At 46.2% G+C, this 22,647-nt stretch carries 21 protein-coding genes; 5 read left to right on the forward strand and 16 right to left on the reverse strand.

Going from position 1 to position 22,647, the window contains the following annotated elements:
• The first annotated feature begins 62 nt into the window (after positions 1 to 62).
• Positions 63 to 1,397: an amino acid permease gene (locus ACVC9U_RS17675; protein ID WP_075753785.1), complete on the forward strand. Its 1,335-nt coding sequence runs from the start codon at positions 63 to 65 to the stop codon at positions 1,395 to 1,397.
• Here ACVC9U_RS17675 and ACVC9U_RS17680 read toward each other — a convergent pair whose 3' ends face one another.
• The 3 genes from ACVC9U_RS17680 to ACVC9U_RS17690 form a co-directional block, all read right to left on the reverse strand.
• A complete protein-coding gene (locus tag ACVC9U_RS17680; protein WP_075753783.1) occupies positions 1,398 to 2,039 on the reverse strand; it encodes a LysE family translocator in 642 nt (213 codons plus the stop codon). It lies immediately after the preceding gene.
• A gap of 313 nt (positions 2,040 to 2,352) precedes the next feature.
• Positions 2,353 to 3,975, reverse strand: a complete 1,623-nt coding sequence (locus tag ACVC9U_RS17685; RefSeq protein WP_075754042.1) for an L-lactate permease — start codon at positions 3,973 to 3,975, stop codon at positions 2,353 to 2,355.
• A gap of 49 nt (positions 3,976 to 4,024) precedes the next feature.
• The gene (locus ACVC9U_RS17690) at positions 4,025 to 4,984 is read right to left on the reverse strand and encodes an L-lactate dehydrogenase (RefSeq protein ID WP_048350469.1); all 960 of its coding nucleotides are present in this window, start codon (positions 4,982 to 4,984) and stop codon (positions 4,025 to 4,027) included.
• Positions 4,985 to 5,432: 448 nt separating this feature from the next.
• Between ACVC9U_RS17690 and ACVC9U_RS17695 the strand changes: the two genes are divergently transcribed.
• Positions 5,433 to 6,638, forward strand: coding sequence for a nitrate/nitrite transporter (locus tag ACVC9U_RS17695; RefSeq protein ID WP_048350468.1), 1,206 nt, complete (start codon positions 5,433 to 5,435; stop codon positions 6,636 to 6,638).
• A gap of 95 nt (positions 6,639 to 6,733) precedes the next feature.
• On the opposite strand, the gene ACVC9U_RS17700 is transcribed toward ACVC9U_RS17695, so the two are convergent.
• Positions 6,734 to 7,474 carry a MerR family transcriptional regulator gene (locus tag ACVC9U_RS17700; RefSeq protein ID WP_048350467.1) on the reverse strand — a complete coding sequence of 247 codons (741 nt, stop codon included), beginning with the start codon at positions 7,472 to 7,474 and terminating at the stop codon, positions 6,734 to 6,736.
• Between the two features lie 83 nt (positions 7,475 to 7,557).
• On the opposite strand from ACVC9U_RS17700, the gene ACVC9U_RS17705 reads away from it, so the two are divergent.
• The gene (locus ACVC9U_RS17705; RefSeq protein WP_048350466.1) at positions 7,558 to 8,244 is read left to right on the forward strand and encodes a CPBP family intramembrane glutamic endopeptidase; all 687 of its coding nucleotides are present in this window, start codon (positions 7,558 to 7,560) and stop codon (positions 8,242 to 8,244) included.
• A 6-nt stretch (positions 8,245 to 8,250) separates the two neighbouring features.
• On the opposite strand, the gene ACVC9U_RS17710 is transcribed toward ACVC9U_RS17705, so the two are convergent.
• The 11 genes from ACVC9U_RS17710 to ACVC9U_RS17760 form a co-directional block, all read right to left on the reverse strand.
• Positions 8,251 to 8,952: a cytochrome c biogenesis CcdA family protein gene (locus ACVC9U_RS17710; protein WP_057957821.1), complete on the reverse strand. Its 702-nt coding sequence runs from the start codon at positions 8,950 to 8,952 to the stop codon at positions 8,251 to 8,253.
• Positions 8,953 to 9,103: 151 nt separating this feature from the next.
• The gene (locus ACVC9U_RS17715; RefSeq protein ID WP_048350465.1) at positions 9,104 to 10,198 is read right to left on the reverse strand and encodes a toxic anion resistance protein; all 1,095 of its coding nucleotides are present in this window, start codon (positions 10,196 to 10,198) and stop codon (positions 9,104 to 9,106) included.
• A 16-nt stretch (positions 10,199 to 10,214) separates the two neighbouring features.
• Positions 10,215 to 11,819: a YceG family protein gene (locus ACVC9U_RS17720; protein ID WP_057957822.1), complete on the reverse strand. Its 1,605-nt coding sequence runs from the start codon at positions 11,817 to 11,819 to the stop codon at positions 10,215 to 10,217.
• 5 nt (positions 11,820 to 11,824) lie between these two features.
• Positions 11,825 to 12,046 carry a helix-turn-helix domain-containing protein gene (locus ACVC9U_RS17725; protein ID WP_003178729.1) on the reverse strand — a complete coding sequence of 74 codons (222 nt, stop codon included), beginning with the start codon at positions 12,044 to 12,046 and terminating at the stop codon, positions 11,825 to 11,827.
• Between the two features lie 132 nt (positions 12,047 to 12,178).
• A complete protein-coding gene (locus ACVC9U_RS17730; RefSeq protein WP_075753777.1) occupies positions 12,179 to 13,360 on the reverse strand; it encodes an HpcH/HpaI aldolase/citrate lyase family protein in 1,182 nt (393 codons plus the stop codon).
• A gap of 92 nt (positions 13,361 to 13,452) precedes the next feature.
• Positions 13,453 to 14,226 (reverse strand): TerC family protein, encoded by a 774-nt coding sequence (locus tag ACVC9U_RS17735; protein WP_075753775.1) that lies wholly within the window; start codon positions 14,224 to 14,226, stop codon positions 13,453 to 13,455.
• 65 nt (positions 14,227 to 14,291) lie between these two features.
• Positions 14,292 to 14,870: a TerD family protein gene (locus ACVC9U_RS17740; RefSeq protein ID WP_075753773.1), complete on the reverse strand. Its 579-nt coding sequence runs from the start codon at positions 14,868 to 14,870 to the stop codon at positions 14,292 to 14,294.
• Between the two features lie 79 nt (positions 14,871 to 14,949).
• Positions 14,950 to 15,531, reverse strand: coding sequence for a TerD family protein (locus tag ACVC9U_RS17745; protein WP_020450064.1), 582 nt, complete (start codon positions 15,529 to 15,531; stop codon positions 14,950 to 14,952).
• Positions 15,532 to 15,558: 27 nt separating this feature from the next.
• Positions 15,559 to 16,161 (reverse strand): TerD family protein, encoded by a 603-nt coding sequence (locus ACVC9U_RS17750; protein WP_075753771.1) that lies wholly within the window; start codon positions 16,159 to 16,161, stop codon positions 15,559 to 15,561.
• 409 nt (positions 16,162 to 16,570) lie between these two features.
• Positions 16,571 to 18,466, reverse strand: coding sequence for a DUF2207 domain-containing protein (locus ACVC9U_RS17755; protein ID WP_441391354.1), 1,896 nt, complete (start codon positions 18,464 to 18,466; stop codon positions 16,571 to 16,573).
• Between the two features lie 113 nt (positions 18,467 to 18,579).
• Entirely contained in the window at positions 18,580 to 19,167 is a 588-nt protein-coding gene (locus ACVC9U_RS17760; RefSeq protein ID WP_441391355.1) for a TetR/AcrR family transcriptional regulator, read from the reverse strand.
• 150 nt (positions 19,168 to 19,317) lie between these two features.
• Between ACVC9U_RS17760 and ACVC9U_RS17765 the strand changes: the two genes are divergently transcribed.
• Positions 19,318 to 20,205, forward strand: a complete 888-nt coding sequence (locus ACVC9U_RS17765; RefSeq protein WP_441391356.1) for an ABC transporter ATP-binding protein — start codon at positions 19,318 to 19,320, stop codon at positions 20,203 to 20,205.
• Positions 20,202 to 21,014, forward strand: a complete 813-nt coding sequence (locus tag ACVC9U_RS17770; RefSeq protein ID WP_048350136.1) for an ABC transporter permease subunit — start codon at positions 20,202 to 20,204, stop codon at positions 21,012 to 21,014. The genes ACVC9U_RS17765 and ACVC9U_RS17770 overlap by 4 nt, the downstream gene beginning before the upstream one ends.
• A 51-nt stretch (positions 21,015 to 21,065) precedes the next feature.
• Here the strand turns inward: ACVC9U_RS17770 and ACVC9U_RS17775 are convergent, their stop codons facing one another.
• Positions 21,066 to 22,424 (reverse strand): C40 family peptidase, encoded by a 1,359-nt coding sequence (locus ACVC9U_RS17775; protein WP_003178705.1) that lies wholly within the window; start codon positions 22,422 to 22,424, stop codon positions 21,066 to 21,068.
• Positions 22,425 to 22,647 lie beyond the last annotated feature (223 nt).

Below are 22,647 nucleotides of genomic sequence, written 5' to 3' on the forward strand. Positions count from 1 at the left end.
CTTCGTGAATAAAAAAGGCGTCCCCTGGCAAAATAACAAGAAGATTTAGAGGGGTTGAAACGATGAAACGACAAGCGAAAAAAGGAGATTTAAAATGGTGGCAGCTCTCCATGATCGGAGTCGGCTGCACAATTGGAACGGGGTTTTTTCTCGGTTCAAGCATCGCCATTAAGAAAAGCGGCTTTTCCGTATTAGCCGCCTTTCTTCTTGCTGCCCTCGGCACTTTTCTCGTCTTTCAGCAGCTGGCGAAATTAACGGCGGATCATCCTGTTGAAGGGTCTTTTTGTTCTTATGCCAGGGAGGCCTTCGGCAATTGGGCGGGGTTTAGCAATGGCTGGGTCTACTGGTCATCGGAAATGCTGATTATCGGGAGTCAGCTGACGGCGATCTCCCTGTTTACACGCCATTGGTTTAACCAGGTTCCGTTGTGGGTGTTCGCCTCCATTTATGCGATTCTCGGACTGATCGTCATTTTCACAGGGCGCAGCAGTTTTGAAAAAACGGAAAACATACTGGCCGTGTTGAAAACGGCGGCCATCTTAATGTTTATCATCATCGCTGTCTTGGCATTGTGCGGGCTGCTGCCCGGGAAAACGCCTGAAGTACAGTTTCCTGACCGGGTTCACGAATTGTTTCCTTTCGGCTTCATGGGATTGTGGACGGGGTTGATTTACACATTTTACGCCTATGGTGGAATCGAAGTCATGGGTCTGATGGCAATTCACTTAAAAGACCCGAAAGATTCATCAAAGTCAGGCAGCCTGATGCTCATAATCCTTGCTGTGATCTACGTCGCATCGATCGGGCTGGCCATGCTCCTTGTACCCCGCGGGACATTTACCGAACAGAACAGCCCGTTTATTACGTCATTAAAAGACTTTCATCTCGATTTGATCATGGATATTTTCAACGGCATTTTTATTATCGCCGGTTTTTCAACGCTGACTGCTTCCTTGTTTGCTGTCACCACACTGATGGGAACAATGGCGAAAAATGGTGATGCTCCCGCCTGCTTTGCGAAAAAAGAAAAGGCGAAAGTATCGTGGCCGGCACTCGGCTTGACGGTGTTCGTTCTCGCTGCTTCCATCGTCCTGTCGCTGCTTTTGCCGAAGCAGCTTTATGAACATATGACGACGGCCGCCAGCTTAATGCTGCTCTATAACTGGATGTTCATCCTGCTTTCCAGCAAAAAGCTCACAAAACCGAAAATGAAAGGGAATGTCCAGATTGTCACAGCACTCGTCCTGATTTTATTTGCCGTTTCGGGTACGTTATTTGAAAAAAACAGCAGGCCCGGCTTTTTTGTGAGCCTTCTGTTTCTTGCCGTTATTGCTGTTGTGACGATGCTGATGAAAAAAAGGTGGGCCCATCAGGAACAGAAAAACGGGCAGACATAATCAGCCTCCCGCCTTCAGCAGTTCGAGCATCCCCTGGTAGCCGAAGTAACATCCGAAAACAATCAGACTGATGCCCGCGAGCCAAGTCGTTGCCTGGATCATCCGCGGGCTTAAAAATGTTCTGAATGTCCCTGCAAGAAAAGACATGGCCAAGTCCCACAGAAAAAGCCCGATTAAAATGCCTGAACTGCAGATCAGCAGCTGGTATGATTCGTACGTCTCTACCGTTTTCGCCAAAATGCTTCCGTAAATGCCGAGCCAGAACATGATGCTCAGCGGGTTTGAAAGGGAGATCACCAGCCCAGACAAGAAAGATTTGTGGTATGACCCTTTCTCTCCCGCACCTCTCATCAGCGATACATCCTTCGCCTTGACCAGACTCTCGATCCCTGTATAGGTTAAAACAAAAAAACCAAACAGCCATAAAAACGTTTTTAAAAATGGCGCTGTCAAAAATTGAGCGACTCCAAAGTAGATTAAAGCCATATATAAGACATCCGCCGTCACAGCGCCAAGTCCAAACAGCCAGGCATGAAAGAAGCCGCCTTTCATACCCCTGTCGATCTGCGCCGCATTCACAGGGCCGACAGGTGCGGCCAAAGACAAGCCCAACAACACATAACTCAGGAAGATGTTTAACATATCGCGTCCTCCTTCCGCGGATAACTTGTACAATGTATTCAAAAAGAGGACATGATAGATCAAACAGCTTAAAAAGCCTTTTCCCGTTATGGGAAAAGGTTTCAGATTGTAGACAAAATCTCAAAACGACTTTTAGTTTTGTGATTTTGTCTACCTTTCAGCGTGATTGAAAACCCTTGCAGTCTAGGAAGGCCGAGCATCGGAGCGGAGCGAATGTTGGAATTCGTGAGCACCGACGCGCAGGCCTGACAACGAATGCGAGGGTTTCTCGACACGCTGAAGCCTTTTCCCGGTTATGGGAAAAGGCTCTTCTTTATATGCCAAGCTTTGAAAGTGCAAACGTCCAAATGCAAATGATGAAAAGCAGGACCAAGCTGTATTTAACGGTTCGGCTGAAAAGCTTTGATTCCTGCCCTGTCTCTTGAACCGCGGCTGTTGCAATCGCAATCGACTGCGGTGAGATCAGCTTAGCCATCACGCCTCCCGCGGTATTGGCGGCAAGCAGCAACGCTGAACTTGTCCCGATTTGCGCTCCGGTGACAGCTTGCAGGTGGCCGAATAATGCATTGTTGCTGACGACTGAACCTGTGATAAACACGCCAATCCAGCCCAATACGGGACTGACGAACGGAAAAATATCCCCTGCTTTGGCGAGCGCCAGTCCGATGGTTGAACTCAATCCGGCATAATTGGCCAGGTTTGCGAAACCCATCACAAAGCAAATGGTCAGAATGGGAAGCCACAGTTCCTTGACCGTCTCTTTCAAACTGGAAAGTCCTCCGCGGAAACTGAGGTTTCGGCTCAGCACAATCGTGATGATCACGGCGATCAGTATCGCCGTACCCGTCGCTGAAATGAAGTCAAGCTTCATCACGGCATCAAGCGGTGCCGGGGCCGGGGCTATCGGCGGCGTTTTCAGCACTTCCCGGTGAAGAAAAGGCATATTGAATAAAATCGTCGATTGTTTCAGCCATCCGCCTTCCTGAAAAAGCCCTTTGAAACCAGGCAGGCTCCACACCGCAATGACAGCGGTCAAGATATAAAACGGAGACCAGGCTTTCATAATGTCTGCTGCATGATATTTTTCAGCGGGTTCATGTTCATTCCCGGTTTCTCTGTATATGTGACGCGGCTGCCATTTTTTCAAAAACAGCGCCAGCGCTCCCATGCTGATTAAAGCGGCCAAAATGTCTGCAAGCTCCGGCCCCAATGCAATCATCGTTAAAGTCTGCACCGCCGTATAGCTTCCGCTTAATACAAGGAGAGCCGGCAGCGTTTCCCTTATTCCTTTAAACCCGTCCAGTATGAAAACGAGCAGGAACGGGACAAAGAAAGTGATGAACGGCAGCATCAAAGCGAGCGTTCTGGAAAGCTCAACCGGTGTCAAGCCTCCCATCTGCGCTCCTGTGATGACCGGAATTCCGATCGCTCCAAAGGCGCCGGATGCCGCATTCGCAATTAAACATAGGGATGCTGCTTTCAAAGGTTTAAAACCAAGCTCGACAAGAAGAACGGCGCTGATCGCAATCGGCACGCCGAAGCCTGCCGCGCCTTCCAAAAAGGCGTTAAAACTGAACCCGATCAGCAATAGCTGAAGCCGCTGGTCAGACGAAATCCCGGCAATGCTCGCTCTGATCACTTTAAACTTTCCGGTTTTGACAGAAATTTTGTAAAGCCATACAGCCATCAGGACAATATATCCGATCGGCCAAAGGCCGTTTGCAATTCCAAGTAAAACGGCGGAGACAGCTTTCGCAGCCGGCATGTGAAAAAAGAACACCGCTACAATAAAGCTGACCGCCAGCGTCAAAAATGACGCGATGATTCCTTTCATCTTCAGCACGGTCAATGCAAGGAGAAAGAAAAGAATCGGCAGAATGGCGGCAAAAGCGCTGATAAACAGATTCCCAAACGGATCGTATATCTGTTGCCACATTTTCATCATCTCGCAATCTTCATGATGTTAGTATCTTCATGATGTTCAGTTACGCCTGCAGTTCAAAATGCGGTTTTAAAATTGCTTTTAACACACCTGCGCTATGCTTGAATTGCTGTTTTTCCTTTTCATTCAGGTCGAGCTCAATAATTTCCCTCGCTCCGCATCGGCCGACAACCGCCGGAACTCCGATATAAACATCATTTTCCCCAAATTCGCCTTCAAGATGTGCGCTCACGGTCAAAATCGCTTCTTCATTGCGGTAAATCGCTTTCGTGATACGCGCGAGGCTCATAGCAACTCCGTAGTATGTCGCACCTTTTTTCTCGATAATGTGGTAAGCGGCGTTTTTGACATTGTCAAACAGTTCATCAAGATCTTCCGCTTTGTATTTCTCATTTCTTTTCAGCAAGTCGCTGACGGGAACTCCGCCGATATTCGCGTGGCTCCACACAGGCAGCTCTGTATCTCCATGTTCACCAATGATGTAGCCGTGCGCATTGTGGGCAGCGACACCGAAATACTCGCTGAGCAAGTAACGGAAGCGGGCTGTATCAAGTGTTGTACCGCTTCCGATAACGCGTTCTTTCGGAAGTCCGCTGAATTTCCAAGTTGCGTAAGTCAAGATGTCGACCGGGTTTGTAGCGACAAGGAAGATGCCGTCAAAACCGCTGGCCATGACTTCTCCGATAATTCCTTTGAAAATTCTCAAGTTTTTTTCGACAAGATCCAGACGGGTTTCACCCGGCTTTTGGTTTGCTCCGGCGCATACGCAGACAATGTCGGCGTCTTTGCAGTCCTCATATGTGCCGTACCATGTTTTCACAGGATGCGGGGCAAATGCTTTACCGTGGTTTAAATCCATGACATCGCCCATTGCTTTGTCTTTATTTAAATCAATGATCACAAGTTCGTCTGTGATACCTTGGTTAATTAACGTAAATGCATAACTGCTTCCAACAAAACCCGCACCGATCAAAACTGTACGGTTGACTTTTTGGTTTCTCATGACTCATCATTCCTTTGCCGTTTGTTTTAAACTAAGTTGTTTGTGAAATTCTTCACATTAATATTGTGCAATACTTCACATACTTTTTCAAGTGATATACATTTTTATTTATGTCTATTTTGTGTCTCCACATATTTCTTCCTTAAATTTGTACATTTTCTGGTAAAAATATTCCTTACAGCTAAAGAAAAATTGGTAAACGTGCTGCAAAAGACTGTTTTATCTGCAAGTGCATCAGGCCCATTCCAATATATCTTTCCCCTTTTCAACAGTCATAACACCTCTAATCTTCAGCAACATTCAATCATCGCCGGGTATAATGCCATCCAAATTAACATTTTAAATATTCAATCTTTTAGTTTGTTAGTAAAGCTGACAAAAATACTGCCAACCCTATTCTATTTTGTCATGATAAATTCTAGAATCTATCGGATGGGGAGTGTTGCAATTGAAATTGGCGGATTTGAGGAAGAGCGGACACGCGCCTTCCTTGTTGTCATCTTTTTTATATTTTGATGTCAGCTTTATGATTTGGGTGTTGCTGGGGGCGCTTGGTGTTTATATTACGGCTGATTTTGATTTATCGCCTTCACAGGTCGGATTGATTGTCGCCATACCTACTTTGGCCGGATCGTTTTTCCGGATTGTGCTCGGCATTTTAACCGACCGTTTCGGACCGAAAAAAACGGCTATTGGCGGAATGCTGGTGACGATGATTCCGCTGATATGGGGGTGGCAGTTCGGTTCATCGGTCGCCGAGCTGTATATCATCGGAATTTTACTCGGTGTGGCAGGCGCAAGCTTTTCCGCATCCCTTCCTATGGCGAGCCGCTGGTATCCGCCGCACTTGCAAGGCCTTGCCATGGGGATCGCCGGAGCGGGAAACAGCGGAACACTGCTCGCTACGCTATTCGGTCCTCGCCTGGCGGAGCAAGTGGGGTGGAACGGCGTCATGGGATTGGCGCTGATTCCTCTGACACTCGTGTTATTCAGCTATTTCCTTATGGCAAAAGAACCTCCGAATCAGCCGGCGCCTAAACCGCTCAAAGACTATTTTGCTGTTTTCAAAGAAAGGGACACTTGGTATTTTTGCCTTCTCTACAGCGTGACATTCGGGGGTTTTGTCGGCTTGTCCAACTTTTTAAGCTACTTTTTTGCATCCCAGTATGCCGTTCCGGCGGTAAGAGCCGGCGAATTTGTCACAATCGTCGTTGCATCGGGAAGCTGCCTCCGCCCTGTCGGCGGTTTGATTGCCGATAAAGTCGGCGGCGTGCGTCTGCTGCAATTCCTCTTTATCGGGGTGGCTCTGTGCATGTTCTCAGTCAGTATGCTCCCGTCTCTTGGCGTTGTCACAGCCGCATTATTTATCGGCATGGGCTGCCTCGGGATGGGGAACGGCGCGATATTCCAGCTTGTACCGCAGCGATTTCAGCAAGAGATCGGGATGGTAACGGGGGTCGTGGGCGCTGCGGGGGGAATTGGCGGATTCTTCCTCCCGAATATTCTCGGAACGCTGAAGCAAATCACGGGTACGTATTCAAGCGGATTCCTCACCTTTACCGTTATCGCATTTTTGGCACTCGGACTGCTTTTGCTTGCTCAGGCCGGATGGAAAAAACAGTGGAAAACCGAGGAGAAATCAATTCGAATATAAAGGAAGCCGCTCGATTCTTTTCGGGCGGTTTTCTATTCGGCAAAGTTTGTTTGATCCTTTGGTTATCCTGCCCGGACCGTGACTCATGTGAAAAGTCACCCTGATCCTCCTGAATGATGAGATGGAGATTCAAGCGCTTTTTCCGCGAATTCCAGTATCCCGCTATCGAGCGGATAAAGCCCGTTTGGCTCTTCAGATTTGCGAACCTCCCAAAATCGATCGGCTAAGTCCTCATGTCCCTTAAATGAATGATCAGACAGGCACATGATATCCTCCGCAATTTGCTTTCCCCATTCAGACTCAGGCGGCACCTCTTCTTTTAAGCACAGCTTAATCCGCTTGATGATGGAGAGCCATTGCTTTGTGATAAAATCGTCATTTTCCGCCTTCGGAAGCCTCTCTGCTAAAATCTCAGCCTCCTCTTCAGAGAACGATTCCTTCCATGGTTTATCCCGGGGCTGCCTGACGAGCTTGAGAAGGTCTTCCCAGCTCAAGCTTCCTTCGATTTGATACATGTTCAGCAAAGTATTTGTATGCTGCAGGCTCTTCGTCAGCTGTTCAATCTCCGAGTTCAGGCGCCTTTTATGCATTTTAATGATATTGATGGTATCCAATTGATACCTTAACGTCTTGATATGCTCCAATGAAAATTGAGCAGATTTCAAGATCAAAATTTTTTCGAGTTCTAACATATCTTCCTTCGAATATTGCCTTCGCCCATTTGACAGTGTCGTGCTCGGTTTTAATAAACCGATTTGATCGTAGTAGCGGAGCGTCCTTACGGATATCCCCATCATCTTCGCCACCCGCCCGGTTGTCAGTTCTTCTTTCACCATATCTCCCTCCCAAAATATCGCTTGAAGATTACGTTACGTCACGATTTAAAATGATTTTATCTTAAAAACAGGAGGGTTTTGTGATGGAATGGAAAAATCCTTGGAACAAAAAGCAGCTGGTCTGCTTGCTTTTAATCGCATTTGCAGCTGTTCCGATTTTCATTGAGTATCTATTAAAAAACGCTTTGGATTTGCTTTTGGGCGAAGGCATGCCTTCAGCCATGTTGATGGGTATTGCAATGGCGGCCGCTTTTATTTTAAGCCTGTACGATATCGCCTTAAAGCCTGACCGCCTGTCCTGGCGGGAAATCGGAATCTCCCGGTTCGCCCCTGCATACTGGATTCAAATAGCGGGATGGACGGTTTTTTTAATTGTGATGACGTCTGCCATTATGGAAATCCTGACTTGGTTCGGCGCAGGCTACGAAAATACAAAAACAAAAACGATTACTGCCGATCTTTCATGGTTAAACATTGCCATGTCTTTCGCTTCTGCCTGCATCGTTTCTCCCATCTATGAAGAAATGTTTTACCGCGGCTTTCTTTACCGCTGGTTCCGGGCTGAATTCGGGGTTGTATGGGCACTTGTTGCAAGCAGCGCTCTCTTTATGATCGCTCACATCCCCACATATAACACCCTGGCCGTTAACTTTGCAACAGGGCTTGTGTTTGCCTGGACATACGAAAAAACACAATCGATTATACCTGCGATGCTCATCCATAGTTTATTTAACGCGATTTTGCTGTTTTTCACAATTTTACTCACATAATATTGTTCAAAAAAGATTCGTCAAATTCGAATACCAGATATTCACCCATATCATGTTGTCCGTATAAAGCAGGATGCCGATGACGATCATCAGCGCGCCGCCGATTTTCATGAGCATATTCGAATATTTCATAAGCGGCCTGATGTTTCCGATAAAAAACGCCATGAGTAAAAAAGGAATGGCAAAACCTAGAGAATATGCGGTGATCATCATGAATGCGCTCCCAAAATCAGGGTTCTGAAAATTTGCATATGCGATCGTTCCGAATATAGGTCCGATGCATGGCGTCCAGCCCGCCGCAAAAATCATTCCGACAAGCATTGAATTCAACAAGCCTATTTTTCCTCTTCTAAACGAAAGGCGCCGCTCCTTCATCATGAAAGCCGGCCGGAAAACGCCGAGGAGGAACAGGCCCATGACGACGACAAATATTCCGCCCAGCATGCGGATCAAGTTATGGTATTGCAAAAACAGCAGGCCAAACGAGCTGGCGGAGAAACCCAATATGTAAAAAATCACAGAAAAACCGGCCAAAAAAGCCGCCGCGTGAATCATCACCGATTGTTTGATGCGCTTTGCATTTCGGTCTTTCAAATCGCTGACCGAAATCCCGGTGATGTAGGAAATAAATGATGGATACAAAGGCAGGCAGCACGGAGAAATAAACGACAGGAAACCGCCGCCGAATGCCAGCCATAAAGCGGTCATACACTTCCATCCCCTTCATGTTTATATAATTTTTACCATGAAATTCTCTTTCTCTAGCATAACATAAAAAACCGCCTATCATGGCGGTGATTTTTTGTATATTTGAAGCCGTCGCCAGCTTATCTGGCGGACGGCTTCTTCACTATCCTTTTTAACCGTTTAAAGCGGCTTTTTTCATATTGTCCTGAAGTTCCAATATGCGTTTTGCCCCTTCTTCGCGCAGGCGTTTGTTCTCATCTTCAATCTGCTTCGTCTCCTGCATGCCTTTGACAATTGTATTCCAAGACTGTTCGATCGTTTCAATATCGATGCTCGGCCTTCCGGACATTCTCGCGATTTCAACGGACTGGCTCGAAATATTTTCCGCGTTCCGCTTCAGCATTTCGTTAGTGCGGCGGTCGAGTTCGCTCATTGAATCGGCGACAAGCTTTTGGCGCTTGGCGGTAACGGCCTGGATGATGCCATTTTTGAAAATCGGAATCGTAATGATGAATGCCGAGTTGATTTTTCCGATCAGCTTTGTGTTTCCGCGCTGGAGCAGGCGGATTTGCGGCGCGGTTTGAATCGCGACCATCCGCGCCATATCGAGATCATACACCCGTTCTTCCAGCGCTTGAATGCCGTTTCGAAGCGTATCAAGCTCCATCTGCGCCATTTGGTTACCGCTGGCCGCTTTCGCTTCATATTCAGGGATGAGCTGCTGCAATTCTTCTATTTTCATCTGGCCGGCTACGACGTATTTCTCCAGCTCCACATAGTAATTGAGGTTGCTTTCATACATTTCATCAAGCGTCACGGTCGATTTTGTCATTTCATCTTTATATTTCGAAATTTCGACGTTGATTTTTTCGATTTCACCGCCGAGCGTTTGATATTTTTTGAATATTTTCTCGATCATGCTGTTGCCGCGCTTAAATAACTTGGAAAGCAGGCCTTTCTGTTCTTCAAAGTCATTCTTGTCAAAGCGGTCCATGATTTTTCCGAGCTGCGTCAACATCGCACCTGAATCTGTCACACTGTTCGTTCTCATCATAGAGAGAATGCGGTCTGAGAACTTGGATATTTCAAGAGCGGGCTCTTTTCCGAATTCTAAAAGCTCCACTTGGTTTTTTACGTCAATTTGCCGAGTCAGAGCTTGCACATCGGGCTCCCGGCGGAGTTTGGCACGGATGTCTTCCGCTTTTTCAATCGTGATCTCTTCCTCTTTGCTGATATTGATGATGCTTGTTTCATTTGGATTTGCCATCAGAGTGGCTCCCTCCTTAAAAGATTTTATTGATGAACTTCCGGACGATTGACGGCTCTTTAAACTCCTGGTTGAAGGACATGTCATCAAGCCAATGGGTATCGAAATGCTGTCCGTCGATATAGCGGTCAATACACTTATAGCCCGGCGGATTATAGATGATGATGTCGATGCCGATTTCATTTAACAAAAGCAAGGCGGCCGCGTCTGAACGGGTGAGTGTTCCCGTCTGTTCAGTGTGATACAAGATCAGCTTCGGCACTGTCTGTGAATAGTCAAATGTCTGAATCATATTCAAAAGCGCTGCCGGAAGCTGTACCGCCTGGGTAAACAAATACAGCTGCACATCGGCTGATTTTTCATTGTTCAAGGCCAGCATCTTCGGGCTTTTGCACAGCCTGGAAACCGCTTGGGCAATGCCGCGCTGCACTCCCTCAGGCAAATGCTTGTAGCGCCATATATTGCTCTCCATCAAACGGTCCGGATCGATCATCCCCGTTTGATCAAGCGCATGGCTGTAATGGAATTGATAATTGGACGTCTCTTCCTTTGTAAATGGGAAGCTCCGGATCGTATGCGACTCCTTATACTCCGTCAGCGTCTGCAGACGGTCCCAGTACTCTTTTTCATTGCTGGAGACGCCCATGACCATCGCGAATAAGTTCGGAATGTTGACCGTTGATTGAGACGCTTGAAAATCGGGTCTGATAAAGGCGCGTTCCTTCGCAATTAAAAACAGTTCATCATACGTGGTCTTCAAAGTCACGGAGACCGGCGTATGCTCCCTGAACTGCCAAGGTTTGTACATGAGCGAATCCTCATTGTGCAGAACTGTATCCAGCTCCTTCGCAGAACGGTACGCCACCGTTGATTTTCGCTGAGGCTTTTCCGTCGGGAACGGCTCTAATGCAGACGTGCCCGGGTATGTGAAGACAAAAGAAAGCTTTTGCTCGGGATCAAGCTGGCGAAATTCGTCTTTTCCCTCCGGATGAAACAGCAGCACATCACATCCAACAAGCATCAAATAGTATAAAAAATACCGTTGGCTTTTTGTGGTGTCCCCATACCAAACCACTTTCGGCATCACATTTTCGCAGTCGGCTTCTTTCAGCCACTTCTCCAAATGATTGCCCATCCATTTGACAAGGTCGAGGAGGACCCGGCGAAAATCCGGATCGTTCAATCCTTTTTCATGAAAGGACTGAAACATCTGCAGCACTTCGATAAGTGCCTTCCTTAAATGGCGGTGCATAGCGGCGTCAGGGTGCTTAGGAATGAGCTGCTCCCCGTCGAGAAAAGCGGCAAACCGATTGACGGAAAGCCCATTTTCTTTCTGATTGACCATATGGATGCGCTGTATGGCCTGAAACCTTTCCGGAGAAATGGTCTTATCAAGCGTCTCGCTTAACACATGCACATCACCGGACTCATACAGCTCATGGAGATATATGTAGTAATCCGTTTCATCGTGCGGCGTTCCGAGAATCCGTCCCGCCAGACGGCTTATCGTCAGATGTCCGTTTTTTTCATACGGGGTTCTCTCCGGCAGCGGCTTCTTGATGATCTGCTTCCATTCATCATCATTGACCAGGGCGTTTTGAATATTAATCTCTTGATTCATAGCGCTCAGCCGTCTCCCCTTTCTTCTGAGTCAGTGTCACTTTTCCGTCCAAATACGGCACACATGCCCGCTCTTGTTACGGCATAGGTTGTCCCGAACTTTCGGATTGTTCCTGCAGGAAAATCATGCGCTCTCTTTCGGAGCGTAGACGAATCAATCCCCCACTCTTCACAAGCCTGCTGGGAACTAAGAATCTCGCTGCTCGTGAGATCGACTATTTTCATCATGGCTGTTCATCCTAAACATTCATTTGTTTTCTCCTGAGAATATTCACAATATATAATGCCGTCTGCGGCTCTTATTTTTGAGACCGGAGTGATGCAAAGGCGCTTTGCCCATTTCTCATCACCCGGCCCGGCCTAACTTCCGAACGATCCAAGATTTGAAAGCGGTTTGGACGCTCTAAGTATGTCTGTATAGCTGCGGTTTTCATGATATACACCGTAGATTTCAGCCTTTAATAATATTTTTTTGGCCCAGCTGAGGTATGGCTTGATTTCGATCATTTTATTTGAAAAAGAGCTTTTCACAACGCCTCGGGTGCCGTCGGCACTTTCGACGATGCTCAGGGCATCCAGATAATCTTCCATTGATATAACGTGCAGGCTTTGGACCGCTTTTATTTGTGACGGATGAATCACGCTCTTGCCGTGAATGCCGTTGGCCAGATCAAGAAGCGTTTCATTGATCAATCCGTCTATATACCGATTGATCTCAAGCGAAGATTCTCCCGCATCAGCCCAATTCGGCCCAAAAGTCTGAACCGTTCGCGAAGCATCTTCAAAATACTCCCAGACAGGCCCCGAAATCACGAATTGCAAGCCGAAATAATTGACGATATCTTTGATGAAATCAGAGATGACCAAAACGTCATAAATCGGCGTTTCCGGTTTTCTTCTTATCCCGTACAGACCGCACAAATCAGTCGCGCCGATCCTGATATTCAGAACGATATCTTGGTAAAAGCCCAGCGTTGATTTTAATTCCTGCAGCGCCTTCGCCCTCGTTTCCATTGCCAGCAGATCGGGTGTCTCAAAGATCGGCATTCCATACAGCACAATGCCGGATTCTTGCGACAGTTTCGTTAAAGTATCAAGATAGTGCTCCGCATTCAGCATCGAAAACTTCGGAAATACGAATCCGGTAAACAAGTGAAGCGCGCGGCCGAGCTTGTTGCCCAATTCGAGCATTTGCTCCGGTTCCCGCACCCGGATAAACATCAGCGGCAGCACATCGCCGCTGATGTTCTGCAGTTTTTGCGCCTGGTAAATCCTGTCGGCCTGACTGACAAGATTGTTTTCAGCCTGGAGAACCTCACAATCGCCGATCGAATCTTCAAGGCAAAAAACGACCGAGCACAGCTCAGGATACTTGTTATTGATCATGACATCTGCTATATCTTTTCGGTTCCCCGGAACATAAAGCGCAGCTCCAAGCGCATGCTCCAGAATGTGCTTCGGAGAGTCTTTTGTAACCGAACCCGGCAGTTTGAAAAAGACATCTTCTTTTTGAGAGGCGGATAAAAAATCAAAGTATTGCATATGGGTCACCTTCTTTGAATAAGAATCATACACCCCTTTGATGTAAAAAAGGGCGGAGCAGATATACTCCCCCCTTTATGTTTTGCAGTTTGTTATTCTTCCTTTGACGCCGCCGTTTGCTCTTTCACAGCTTTTTGCTTGTTCATATAGTGAATGATGAATGTCACGGCAAAAGCGATAATCAGAATGATAAAGAAGACGCTGTGCGGCATTTCAATATGCCATACACTCGCAGCCATTTTCAGTGCGATGATCCCGATTAAAACGAATGCCGTCGCTTCCAGTTCAGGCACTTTGTCAATCAGCGTCAGGAAGAATTTCGCAACGGTTCTCATCATTAAGATGCCGAGCATGCCGCCGATCAGAAGCACCCATACCTTTTCAGATACGGCAAATGCCGCCAGGATGCTGTCCACCGAAAATGCGAGGTCCATGAGTTCTACAGAAATGACAGTCGCCCAAAATACCCCGAAAACGCGTACCATCCAGCTGTCTTTTTTGATGGCGTTTGCTTCATCATCGCCCTCACCGATGAAGAAGTGCTTGATGACGAGCCATGCCAGATATGCGGCTCCGAGCAGTTTGATCCACCAGAATTTAATCAGGATCATACCAAGTCCAATGAATAGAAACCTAAAGAAGTAGGCTCCGATTAAACCGTACGTCAACGCTTTTTTGCGCTGTTTTTCCGGTAGGTGCTTTACCATGACGGCGAGAACGAGAGCGTTATCCGCCGATAAAAGCCCTTCCAGCACGACCAGCGAGCCGATCAGCCCCCAGGAAACGGGGTCCGTTAATACTTCCACCCACATTTCCCAATCGAAAAATGAGGCGTAAACTGACATAATATGATGAAATAAATCCACTTTGGTTACCTCCTAATGATGAAAAAGCAAGACTGAACCACGCAAACGTGATTCAGCCGGCAAAACTAGACTTGCAGGCCGTAGTTGCGGCAAAGCGATGCCAATCCGCCGGAAAATCCGCTGCCGATGGCATTGAATTTCCAATCGGCTCCGTGACGGTACAATTCGCAAACAACAACCGCTGTCTCAATCGAAAAATCCTCTCCCAAGTCAAAGCGAAGCAGCTCCTCATTTGTTGATTCATCAACGAGCCGGACAAACGCATTTGAGACTTGTCCAAAGTTTTGGCTGCGGCTTTCCGCCTCGTGAATCGTCACCGTGATGCCGATCTTTTCAATATGGGCGGGTATTTTTGAGAAATCGACGATGATTTGCTCGTCATCGCCTTCACCTTCCCCTGTCCGGTTATCACCCGTATGAATCACGGCGCCGCTCGGATGCTCGAGGTTGTTGTAAAAGACGAAGTCGCGTTCATTGATGCAACGATCGTTCTGATCGACAAGAAAAGCCGACGCATCCAAATCAAAATCGGCGCCGCCGGTATATTTGTTTGTATCCCAGCCTAAACCGATCAGCGCTTTCGTCAAACCGGGGTTCGTTTTCGTTAAATCGATCCGTTGTCCTTTAGATAATTGAATCGCCATCGATAGGACCTCCTTTAAGAAATGTCAGGCACCGGACAAACGGACGCCAGGGCGGCGACTGCTGTCCGGATCGTCAAAATCAGCCGACCTGCAGGCCGAAATCGGTGGCGATCCTCGCCAGCCCGCCTTGATAGCCTGAGCCGATCGCTGAGAATTTCCATTCTTCTCCGTGACGGTACAGCTCTCCCGTAATCAGCGCTGTTTCAATCGAGAAATCTTCACCCAGATCATAGCGGATTAACTCTTCATTCGAGTCTTCATTGATCACGCGAACGTAAGCATTTGACACCTGTCCAAAGTTTTGGCGGCGCGCTTCCGCTTCATGAATCGTAATCACAAAAGAAATCTTTTGAATGTCGGCAGGCACTGCATTCAAATTGATTTTTACCTGCTCATCGTCTCCTTCGCCTTCCCCTGTCCGGTTATCGCCTGTATGTATGACAGCTCCGCCTGCGCCTTCGGTCTGATTATAGAAAATAAAGTCCTTTTCAGAAGCGCATTTGCCTTCTGCATTGAGCAGAAATACGCTCGCATCCAGGTCAAAATCAGCGCCGCCGTCATATTGATTGACGTCCCAGCCAAGGCCGACGACGACTTTCGACAATCCGGGATTTGTTTTTGTTAAATCGATCTTTTGTCCTTTCGCTAATGAAATTGCCATGTTATCTCCCCATTTCTTTTATAAATGTCAGGCGTAGCGTTTGACGATTTCCGTAATGCTCGTATCGTTTGTGCCTTCTCCGACTGCGGTGAATTTCCACTCGGCGCCGTCACGGTAAATCTCCCCCGCGATCAGGCTTGTCCGTCCAGAATAATCGTCCCGCAGATTGTATTTGACCATCTCCACGCGATCGTTCATATTGACGATGCGTATGAATGCATTTTCGATCATTCCGAAATGCTGGCTTCGTTTCACGCAATCGTATATATTCACGACAAAGACAAGCTTATGAATATGCGAAGGAACTTTTTGCAAATCTACGATGATTTGTTCATCATCTCCGCTGCCTTCCCCTGTCAGATTATCTCCGGTATGTTCGATGCTGCCGCATCTGCTCTTCAAGTTTCCGAAATAAATGACGTTCTTGTTCTCCGTGACTCTTCCGTTTTCCAGCATCAGCACGGATGCGTCACAGTCAATATTCGGGGTTCCTCCTCCAAACAGCTTTCCAAAAAAACCGCCGCTTCCGGACGCAACCGGGTCCCAGCCGAGACCGACCAAAATCTTCGAAAGCCCCGCTTTCCCTTTTGTTAAATCAATCCGCTGACCTTTCTCTAAAGAAATAGCCAAACTGTTCACTCCTCCGTTGAATCATGACTTTCAAGATCACAGTGCTGGATGAGAATAAGAGTTTGATAGATCCAATTATCACGCCAGCGTGATTCATATCTTCACAACTACAAGACCAATGAATCATTATTTAACCTGCTTAACTATATATACGGAAAGATTCAGGGGAAAGTTTCGCGGTTTTTCGATATTTTTTTATCATCTTTTCATCCTCGTCAAAATATAGACGACAATAGTAGCGATGATAAGGCTTTTTACCATAACATGCCGTTGTTCGGCTTTGCAAAAGCGTACAGACATCAACCTGTCACCGCAGAACCAAAACCGCTGAGCAGCGAATGCGGGATCAGATAGAGCGGGGAAACAAGCAGAAAGGGGCCTTATCGGTTGCGACAAGCCCCTTTTCTGCTTAAAAAGCTCCTGCCCCGTCGCCCCCGCCCGCTCCGGGACCGCCCGCATCATATGCCCCGGCATGCTCCTGCGAAGACGGCAGCTGCCAGCTGTAAAACGGATAATGCAAACAGCCTGCTGCGGCCATACCAAGGACAGGGGAAGCGTAATCAAGCCTGTTTGCTGATTGATTGAACCATCCTGCAGATTCATCCTCAACTTCAAGCACAATTGCATAGATCATCGTCTTTTCGTTTTGAGACAGGCTTCTCCCTGAAAACAAATCTTCTTTTCTCAGATGGTTTCTCCAAGAAAGAATCGATCTTCGGCAGATGGAAGCGTACCCGTTTTCTTTTACGGCCGGAATGAGGGCAATCAATAAGATAGACAGCCCGACGCATATGCCGTAATACAAAATAGTATGAATGCTGTCGATAAACACAGATGCTAAAAACAAGCCGGCCAAAAACAAAATCGTATACAGCTTTGATTTCGCAAGAACAATGCCCGCCGACAGTGCAAAGCCAAATATGACGCAAGCCGCCATGAATCCGGCCTGATGCACCACGTCTGCATACAGGATAAAGAGCAGGAGTCCGGTATGGACAGAAAGCAGTGAAAGCGACAGCATTCTCAGCCAGCGGTTTTCTTGAAACAGCTCCCTGAATTCAGGCGCTTGTCTGACACTTTCCGTCCATTTTTGAACCACGTTTTGAAGAATGATTCTCTTTCGTTCATATTTGCCCAGCTGTTCCTTATGCTTGCATTCCTCCTCAGTCGGCCCGCTGAGGGAATCCAGCCTGAACATATAGGTATCGCTGCCCGTTTGCTCAAAGAGTTTTTCAATTAAGAGCTGATCAGGCTTGGGCAAATCCGCCTTGCTCCCGGAAAATTCGAATTGGTATGTGTCATCAGGCGCCTCAGGATCGTCAAGAAACCTTTCTTCCGCCTGCACCTTCCGGATAGTGACCAGTCCCCGCTGATAAAGCGAAAGCATGCCGGCCAGGAGATCACGGTCTGTGAAACGGCCTTTTTTGTAAAGAAAAGCGACAAGTACAGGATCAAAGGACTCGAGTTCTTCAAACGAAAGCATGGCACGGCGTCTCTTCTTCAAAAACGAAAGCATGACAGCCATGATGACCATGAACCCGACAATCCCCGAAAATATCCAAATCATCCTGTCTGCGCCGGCAATCCGTTCATCCCGATCGGCGTAGCGTTTCGCCTCGTCTCTCTCCTCCTTCAGCAGCTCATCCTTTGTCTGATAAGAAGGGTGCCGGACCGCCTCTTTCAAGGCGCTTTGCGGAAAATATATCCTCAGTTCCAAGCCCGTGCCTGCGCGATAGAGTCCTGTCTCATAGATGACTGATGAATCGTTCACCTTCGTAATCTTTCCGTTTCCTTTTTCACGCAAAAACGCATGAATATCCCGTGCCTTTACCGAATCAGGCAGATGCACTTCAATCTTTACCCGGCCGAAATCCGTATTTGCCTTTTGGTAAAATGAATGAATCAAAATCGACGTGTCTTCAAACTTTTGGGCGGCATCTTCGATCACATAGCGAAACATCACATGTTTTGTTTCATCCTTTGATGCCGAATAAGCATAATAAGTCCCGTCTTCTTTCTTTGTCTTCAACGGGATGGCTTGATCGCCTTTTTTCTGGTGATCGGGAAGGAGATAGGCTTTAAAATTCTTCAAGCGGCTCGCGGTTTCTTCGCTGAACGATCTTGTCGCCCCTTCAAAAGAGCCTTTAAAATCGTATGTGTAAACTTCCTCTACGCTTAAATCACCGTTTTCTTTTACTGTCGCGCGTATATCAGCCCGCTCGATCGAAAAGGATTTGCCTGCTTCAGAAAAACCTGTGACGAGAAAAAAGGCAATGAACATAAAAAAGAAAAAGGAGTGCTTCATCGTTTAGTAAATCCTTTCGTTTTTTGTATCTGCCTTATATACGGAAAAGCAAGGAAATTGTTTCAGCGGTTCACAGAAATGACAGAGATGACAATTTTATTCTAAAAGCACATCTACGGTCTGCCGCACAAGCCGTAAAAGAAAATATGCATCATTTCCTCTGTAAACTGCCTGTTTTTTTCAAAGGCTTCACCCAGAGTTTTTGAATGTTCAATGATCATATTCATAAAGATGAGAAAGCCTTCCGCGGTGATCTTGGGAGAGATTTCGCCTGTCCGATGACCTTCTTCAATCATTTGGAGCATAAGGGGAATGATTTTTTCATCGTATTGCCGCTTTACATAATCCATGATTTCACTGTCTTCGATCATCACCTCTTTGACGACCGTTAAAGCAAATTTTTGATTATTGGCTTCCCTTTTCTGCAAAATCATCAATTCAATCTTTTCTTTAACAGAAATATCTTTGTTCATATATTCTTCAAAATCGCTGATGGACTGATCGATATAGTCTTTGAAAACCTCTTTCAGGAGCGCTTCTTTGCTTCCAAAGTAATTATAGATCGTCACCTGCGAAACATTTGCCTCTTTTGCGATATCGGTTATCCGGATGCGCTTTGGCTCCCATGTTTTGAGCATATCCAAAGCCGTCTTTTTGATCTTCTCTTTAATCAGCAAAGCCCTTTTTTCAAATCCGTTCATATAACCATCCTTACGTATCTTTCTTAATGAAATTATAACATAAAAATATTTCACTAATTTCCGTTGACAAAAAAGTTCATAAGAACTTAAAATAAATTATGTAATTTTCAATCACTATTATTTCATAATTTTTATTTTTGGAGGTGTCACATGCTGACAGTTGAACGGCTTACGAAAAAGTTTTCCAATGGCAAAGGTATATTTGATGTTTCATTTCATGTTCAAAAAGGTGAAGTTTTTGGGTTTTTAGGGCCGAACGGAGCCGGAAAATCGACGACCATTCGACATATCATGGGGTTTATGAAGCCTGATCAAGGCGATATCAAAGTAAACGGAATGAACGTTCGAAATCATCAAGGCGACATTCAGCGGCATATCGGCTATCTTCCCGGAGAGATTGCATTTATCGAAGGAATGACGGGAAAACAATTTCTCAATTTCATGGCAGACATGCACAGTTTAAAAGATACAGCTAAGCGCAATGAACTCATCGAACGGCTCCAATTCGATGTTCATACGCCGATCAGAAAAATGTCGAAAGGAATGAAGCAAAAAGTCGGGATTGTTGCTGCCTTTATGCACAGCCCTGAAGTCATCATTCTTGATGAACCGACCTCAGGCCTCGATCCGCTGATGCAAAAAGTGTTTATTGATATCGTGCTCGAAGAAAAAGCGAAAGGAACGACGTTTTTAATGTCTTCCCACAGCTTTCCGGAAATCGAAAGAACCTGTGACAGAGCCGCCATTATAAAAGACGGCATCATCATTGCCGTCAAAGATATACATGAACTGCAGTCGATGCAGCGAAAGGTATTTGAAGTTACATTTGAAAACACTGGCGATATTCTCGCCTTCATGAATTCAGGTCTGCAAATCGAATCCCGGACGGATAATCGTGTCAAAGTGGCCGTTTTAGGGAACCATGATCATTTTATTAAAGAAACCGCCAAATATCACATTCGGCACATTGATGCTTCTTCACAAAGCCTTGAAGAGATTTTCATGAACTACTATGACAGAAAGGGGACAGTGAAATGAACTTCTCCCTGTACAAACAAATGATGAGAACAAACATGAAAGGAATCATGAGCTACGGAGTAGGCTCCGCATTTTATATCCTTTTGATACTGGGCATTTATCCAAGCATCGCGGGCAATGCGGAGGATATTGAGAAAATGATTAAATCGATGCCGGAAGGCTTTCTCAATGCTTTTGGGTTTGAAAACGGACTTGGGAATCTTGAAGATTTTATATCTGGAGAATATTACGGATTAATCTTTATCGTGATCTTATCGATCTTCTCTGTCATGCTGTCGACAAAGCTTTTGGCAAAGCTGGTGGATCAAGGGTCAATGGCCTATATTCTGTCTGCGCCGACAACGCGCGGAAAAGTGGCTTTCACCCAAGCAGCCGTCTTAACGACAGGTCTTTTGATCATTATGGCCGTGACGACAGCGGCCGGACTGGCCGGCTACCATTTGATGCTGGGCGGTGATTACGATTTTAATGTGTCAAGGTTCCTCGTTCTGAACCTGCTTGGCTTTCTGCTCTTCTTTGCAGTCGGCGGCATTTCGTTCCTCTTTTCGGCCATTTCAAATGATGAAAAAAGAGCCCTCGGACTTTCCGGAGGCATCACGTTCTTATTCTTCAGCTTCGACTTGCTAGGCAAATTAAGCGAAAAAACAGAATGGCTGAGGAGCCTGTCGGTTTTCTCTTTATTCAGACCGGGCGATATTGTGAACGGAAGCACGGACATCGCTCAAGTGTCTCTTGTTCTCGCCGCAGTCGGTTTTGCCGCCTTCGCACTCAGCATTCTCATTTTTAAAAAGCGCGACTTGCCGCTGTAAAATAAAAACGCCGCTCCCGATCGGGAACGGCGTTTGTCTCAGTATAATATTTTATTCAACGACCCGTCTTACAACTCCGTTGAAAGCTTTCTTCCAGTACGGGTTGCTCATAGAATCGACGGATACCCCGCGTGAGCTGTTATCGTTCAGGAATGTGCCATTGCCAAGATAAATGCCCACGTGGCCGTTCGTTTTGTATGTGTCAAAGAAGACCAAGTCTCCGCGCTTCATTTCAGACGCGCTGACAGCTCGTCCCTTGCCGACAAGCGTGCTTGTTGTCGCACCGAATCCAAGCTCTACGCCTGCTGATGCATAAGCCCAGCGTACGAATGATGAGCAGTCGAAGCGGCGGTTGTCGATATCAGCTTGTGAACGTCCGCCTCCCCATTTGTACGGAGATCTGCCGACAATGCTTGAACCTGTGCTGATGGCAGCTTCAATCGCGTTTCCATTGCTGCTTACAACAGAACCGGAAGAGTAGTTTCTTGACGGGCTGCTGCTTTTCTTGCTGCTTGAAGAACCGCTGTTGGACGATCCGTCAGATTTGCTGACTGAACCTGAATTTGAGCTTGATGAAGATCCTGAATCAGACTTTTCAGCCGTCGCAGATTCTTCTTTCGCTTTTGCTGCTGCAGCCGCCGCAGCTCTTTCTTCTTTAAGCTTTTGTTCAAGAGCGGCTTCTTCTTTTGTCAGAGAGCCCGCTTCTTTTTTCAGATCGCTCAGCTCTGATTCTGCTGCCGCTTGCTTCGTTTGCAGCTGCTTAGAAAGGTTTGCCTGTTCTTTCAGCTGTTTATCAAGATCCGATTTAAGCGTTTTTAAATCGGCTAGTGTTTTTTGGATTTCGTCCAGTTTTGTATTTAAATCAGACATTGCTTTTTCAAGCTTGTTTTTATCTTTCTCCTGCTCGTCAAGCAGGTCTTTGTCCGCATCAACAATTGTTGAAACAGCAGTTGCACGAGTGATAAAATCTCCGAAGCTTTGTGCGCCCAGAAGGACATTCAAATAGTTTTGGGATCCGCCGTTTTCCTGCAGGCTGCGCACGCGATTTTTAATCACTTTTGAACGCTCTTCAATCCGTTTTTCGGTTTCTTTGATTTCTTTTTTCAGAGCTTCCACTTCTTTTTTCGTTTTTTTGTTTTCTTTTTCTTTGTCTTCGATTTTGTTGCTTGTTTCAAGTGCTTTTTTATCAAGCTCTTGGATTTTACCTTCAAGCTTTTTCTGCTCGTCTTGCAGCTTGGCGATTTCTTTCCGCTTGCTCTCGATGCCTGAATTCACTTCAGAACGCTTTTGCTGAATTTCTTGTTTTTGCTGAGATGTTTCTGCCGATGCCGTGTTGTTCATAAAGGGGGTAAATAGACTAGCTGTTCCGAGAATCGACGCTAAACCAAAAGTATAAACCTTTTTCTTCACTTTCTACTCCTCTTTCCTTTATGTATTCTTGTTTTTTCATTATGTAAATTCGATTGAACATTATTAAAAAATGAATCTTATGACCTATGATTTATATATCCGTTTCTAATGTACAGACGTTATTATACCATCTATTTTCGACAATAGGCGCCAATTTATATTACATTTATATTTCGTTTTTGTTTCAACGGTGTCATGTTTTGACTAATCATGTTTTGTCTCT

Source organism: Bacillus sp. GM2, assembly GCF_056155945.1.

What these genes read in the sequence shown, in the direction of transcription:
- ACVC9U_RS17675 (WP_075753785.1), top strand. Translation starts at nt 63, where the DNA reads ATGAAACGACAAGCGAAAAAAGGAGATTTAAAATGGTGGCAGCTCTCC.
- ACVC9U_RS17680 (WP_075753783.1), bottom strand. Translation starts at nt 2,039, where the DNA reads ATGTTAAACATCTTCCTGAGTTATGTGTTGTTGGGCTTGTCTTTGGCC.
- ACVC9U_RS17685 (WP_075754042.1), bottom strand. Translation starts at nt 3,975, where the DNA reads ATGTGGCAACAGATATACGATCCGTTTGGGAATCTGTTTATCAGCGCT.
- ACVC9U_RS17690 (WP_048350469.1), bottom strand. Translation starts at nt 4,984, where the DNA reads ATGAGAAACCAAAAAGTCAACCGTACAGTTTTGATCGGTGCGGGTTTT.
- ACVC9U_RS17700 (WP_048350467.1), bottom strand. Translation starts at nt 7,474, where the DNA reads ATGGTGAAAGAAGAACTGACAACCGGGCGGGTGGCGAAGATGATGGGG.
- ACVC9U_RS17705 (WP_048350466.1), top strand. Translation starts at nt 7,558, where the DNA reads ATGGAATGGAAAAATCCTTGGAACAAAAAGCAGCTGGTCTGCTTGCTT.
- ACVC9U_RS17710 (WP_057957821.1), bottom strand. Translation starts at nt 8,952, where the DNA reads ATGACCGCTTTATGGCTGGCATTCGGCGGCGGTTTCCTGTCGTTTATT.
- ACVC9U_RS17715 (WP_048350465.1), bottom strand. Translation starts at nt 10,198, where the DNA reads ATGGCAAATCCAAATGAAACAAGCATCATCAATATCAGCAAAGAGGAA.
- ACVC9U_RS17720 (WP_057957822.1), bottom strand. Translation starts at nt 11,819, where the DNA reads ATGAATCAAGAGATTAATATTCAAAACGCCCTGGTCAATGATGATGAA.
- ACVC9U_RS17725 (WP_003178729.1), bottom strand. Translation starts at nt 12,046, where the DNA reads ATGATGAAAATAGTCGATCTCACGAGCAGCGAGATTCTTAGTTCCCAG.
- ACVC9U_RS17730 (WP_075753777.1), bottom strand. Translation starts at nt 13,360, where the DNA reads ATGCAATACTTTGATTTTTTATCCGCCTCTCAAAAAGAAGATGTCTTT.
- ACVC9U_RS17740 (WP_075753773.1), bottom strand. Translation starts at nt 14,870, where the DNA reads ATGGCGATTCAATTATCTAAAGGACAACGGATCGATTTAACGAAAACG.
- ACVC9U_RS17745 (WP_020450064.1), bottom strand. Translation starts at nt 15,531, where the DNA reads ATGGCAATTTCATTAGCGAAAGGACAAAAGATCGATTTAACAAAAACA.
- ACVC9U_RS17755 (WP_441391354.1), bottom strand. Translation starts at nt 18,466, where the DNA reads ATGAAGCACTCCTTTTTCTTTTTTATGTTCATTGCCTTTTTTCTCGTC.
- ACVC9U_RS17760 (WP_441391355.1), bottom strand. Translation starts at nt 19,167, where the DNA reads ATGAACGGATTTGAAAAAAGGGCTTTGCTGATTAAAGAGAAGATCAAA.
- ACVC9U_RS17765 (WP_441391356.1), top strand. Translation starts at nt 19,318, where the DNA reads ATGCTGACAGTTGAACGGCTTACGAAAAAGTTTTCCAATGGCAAAGGT.
- ACVC9U_RS17770 (WP_048350136.1), top strand. Translation starts at nt 20,202, where the DNA reads ATGAACTTCTCCCTGTACAAACAAATGATGAGAACAAACATGAAAGGA.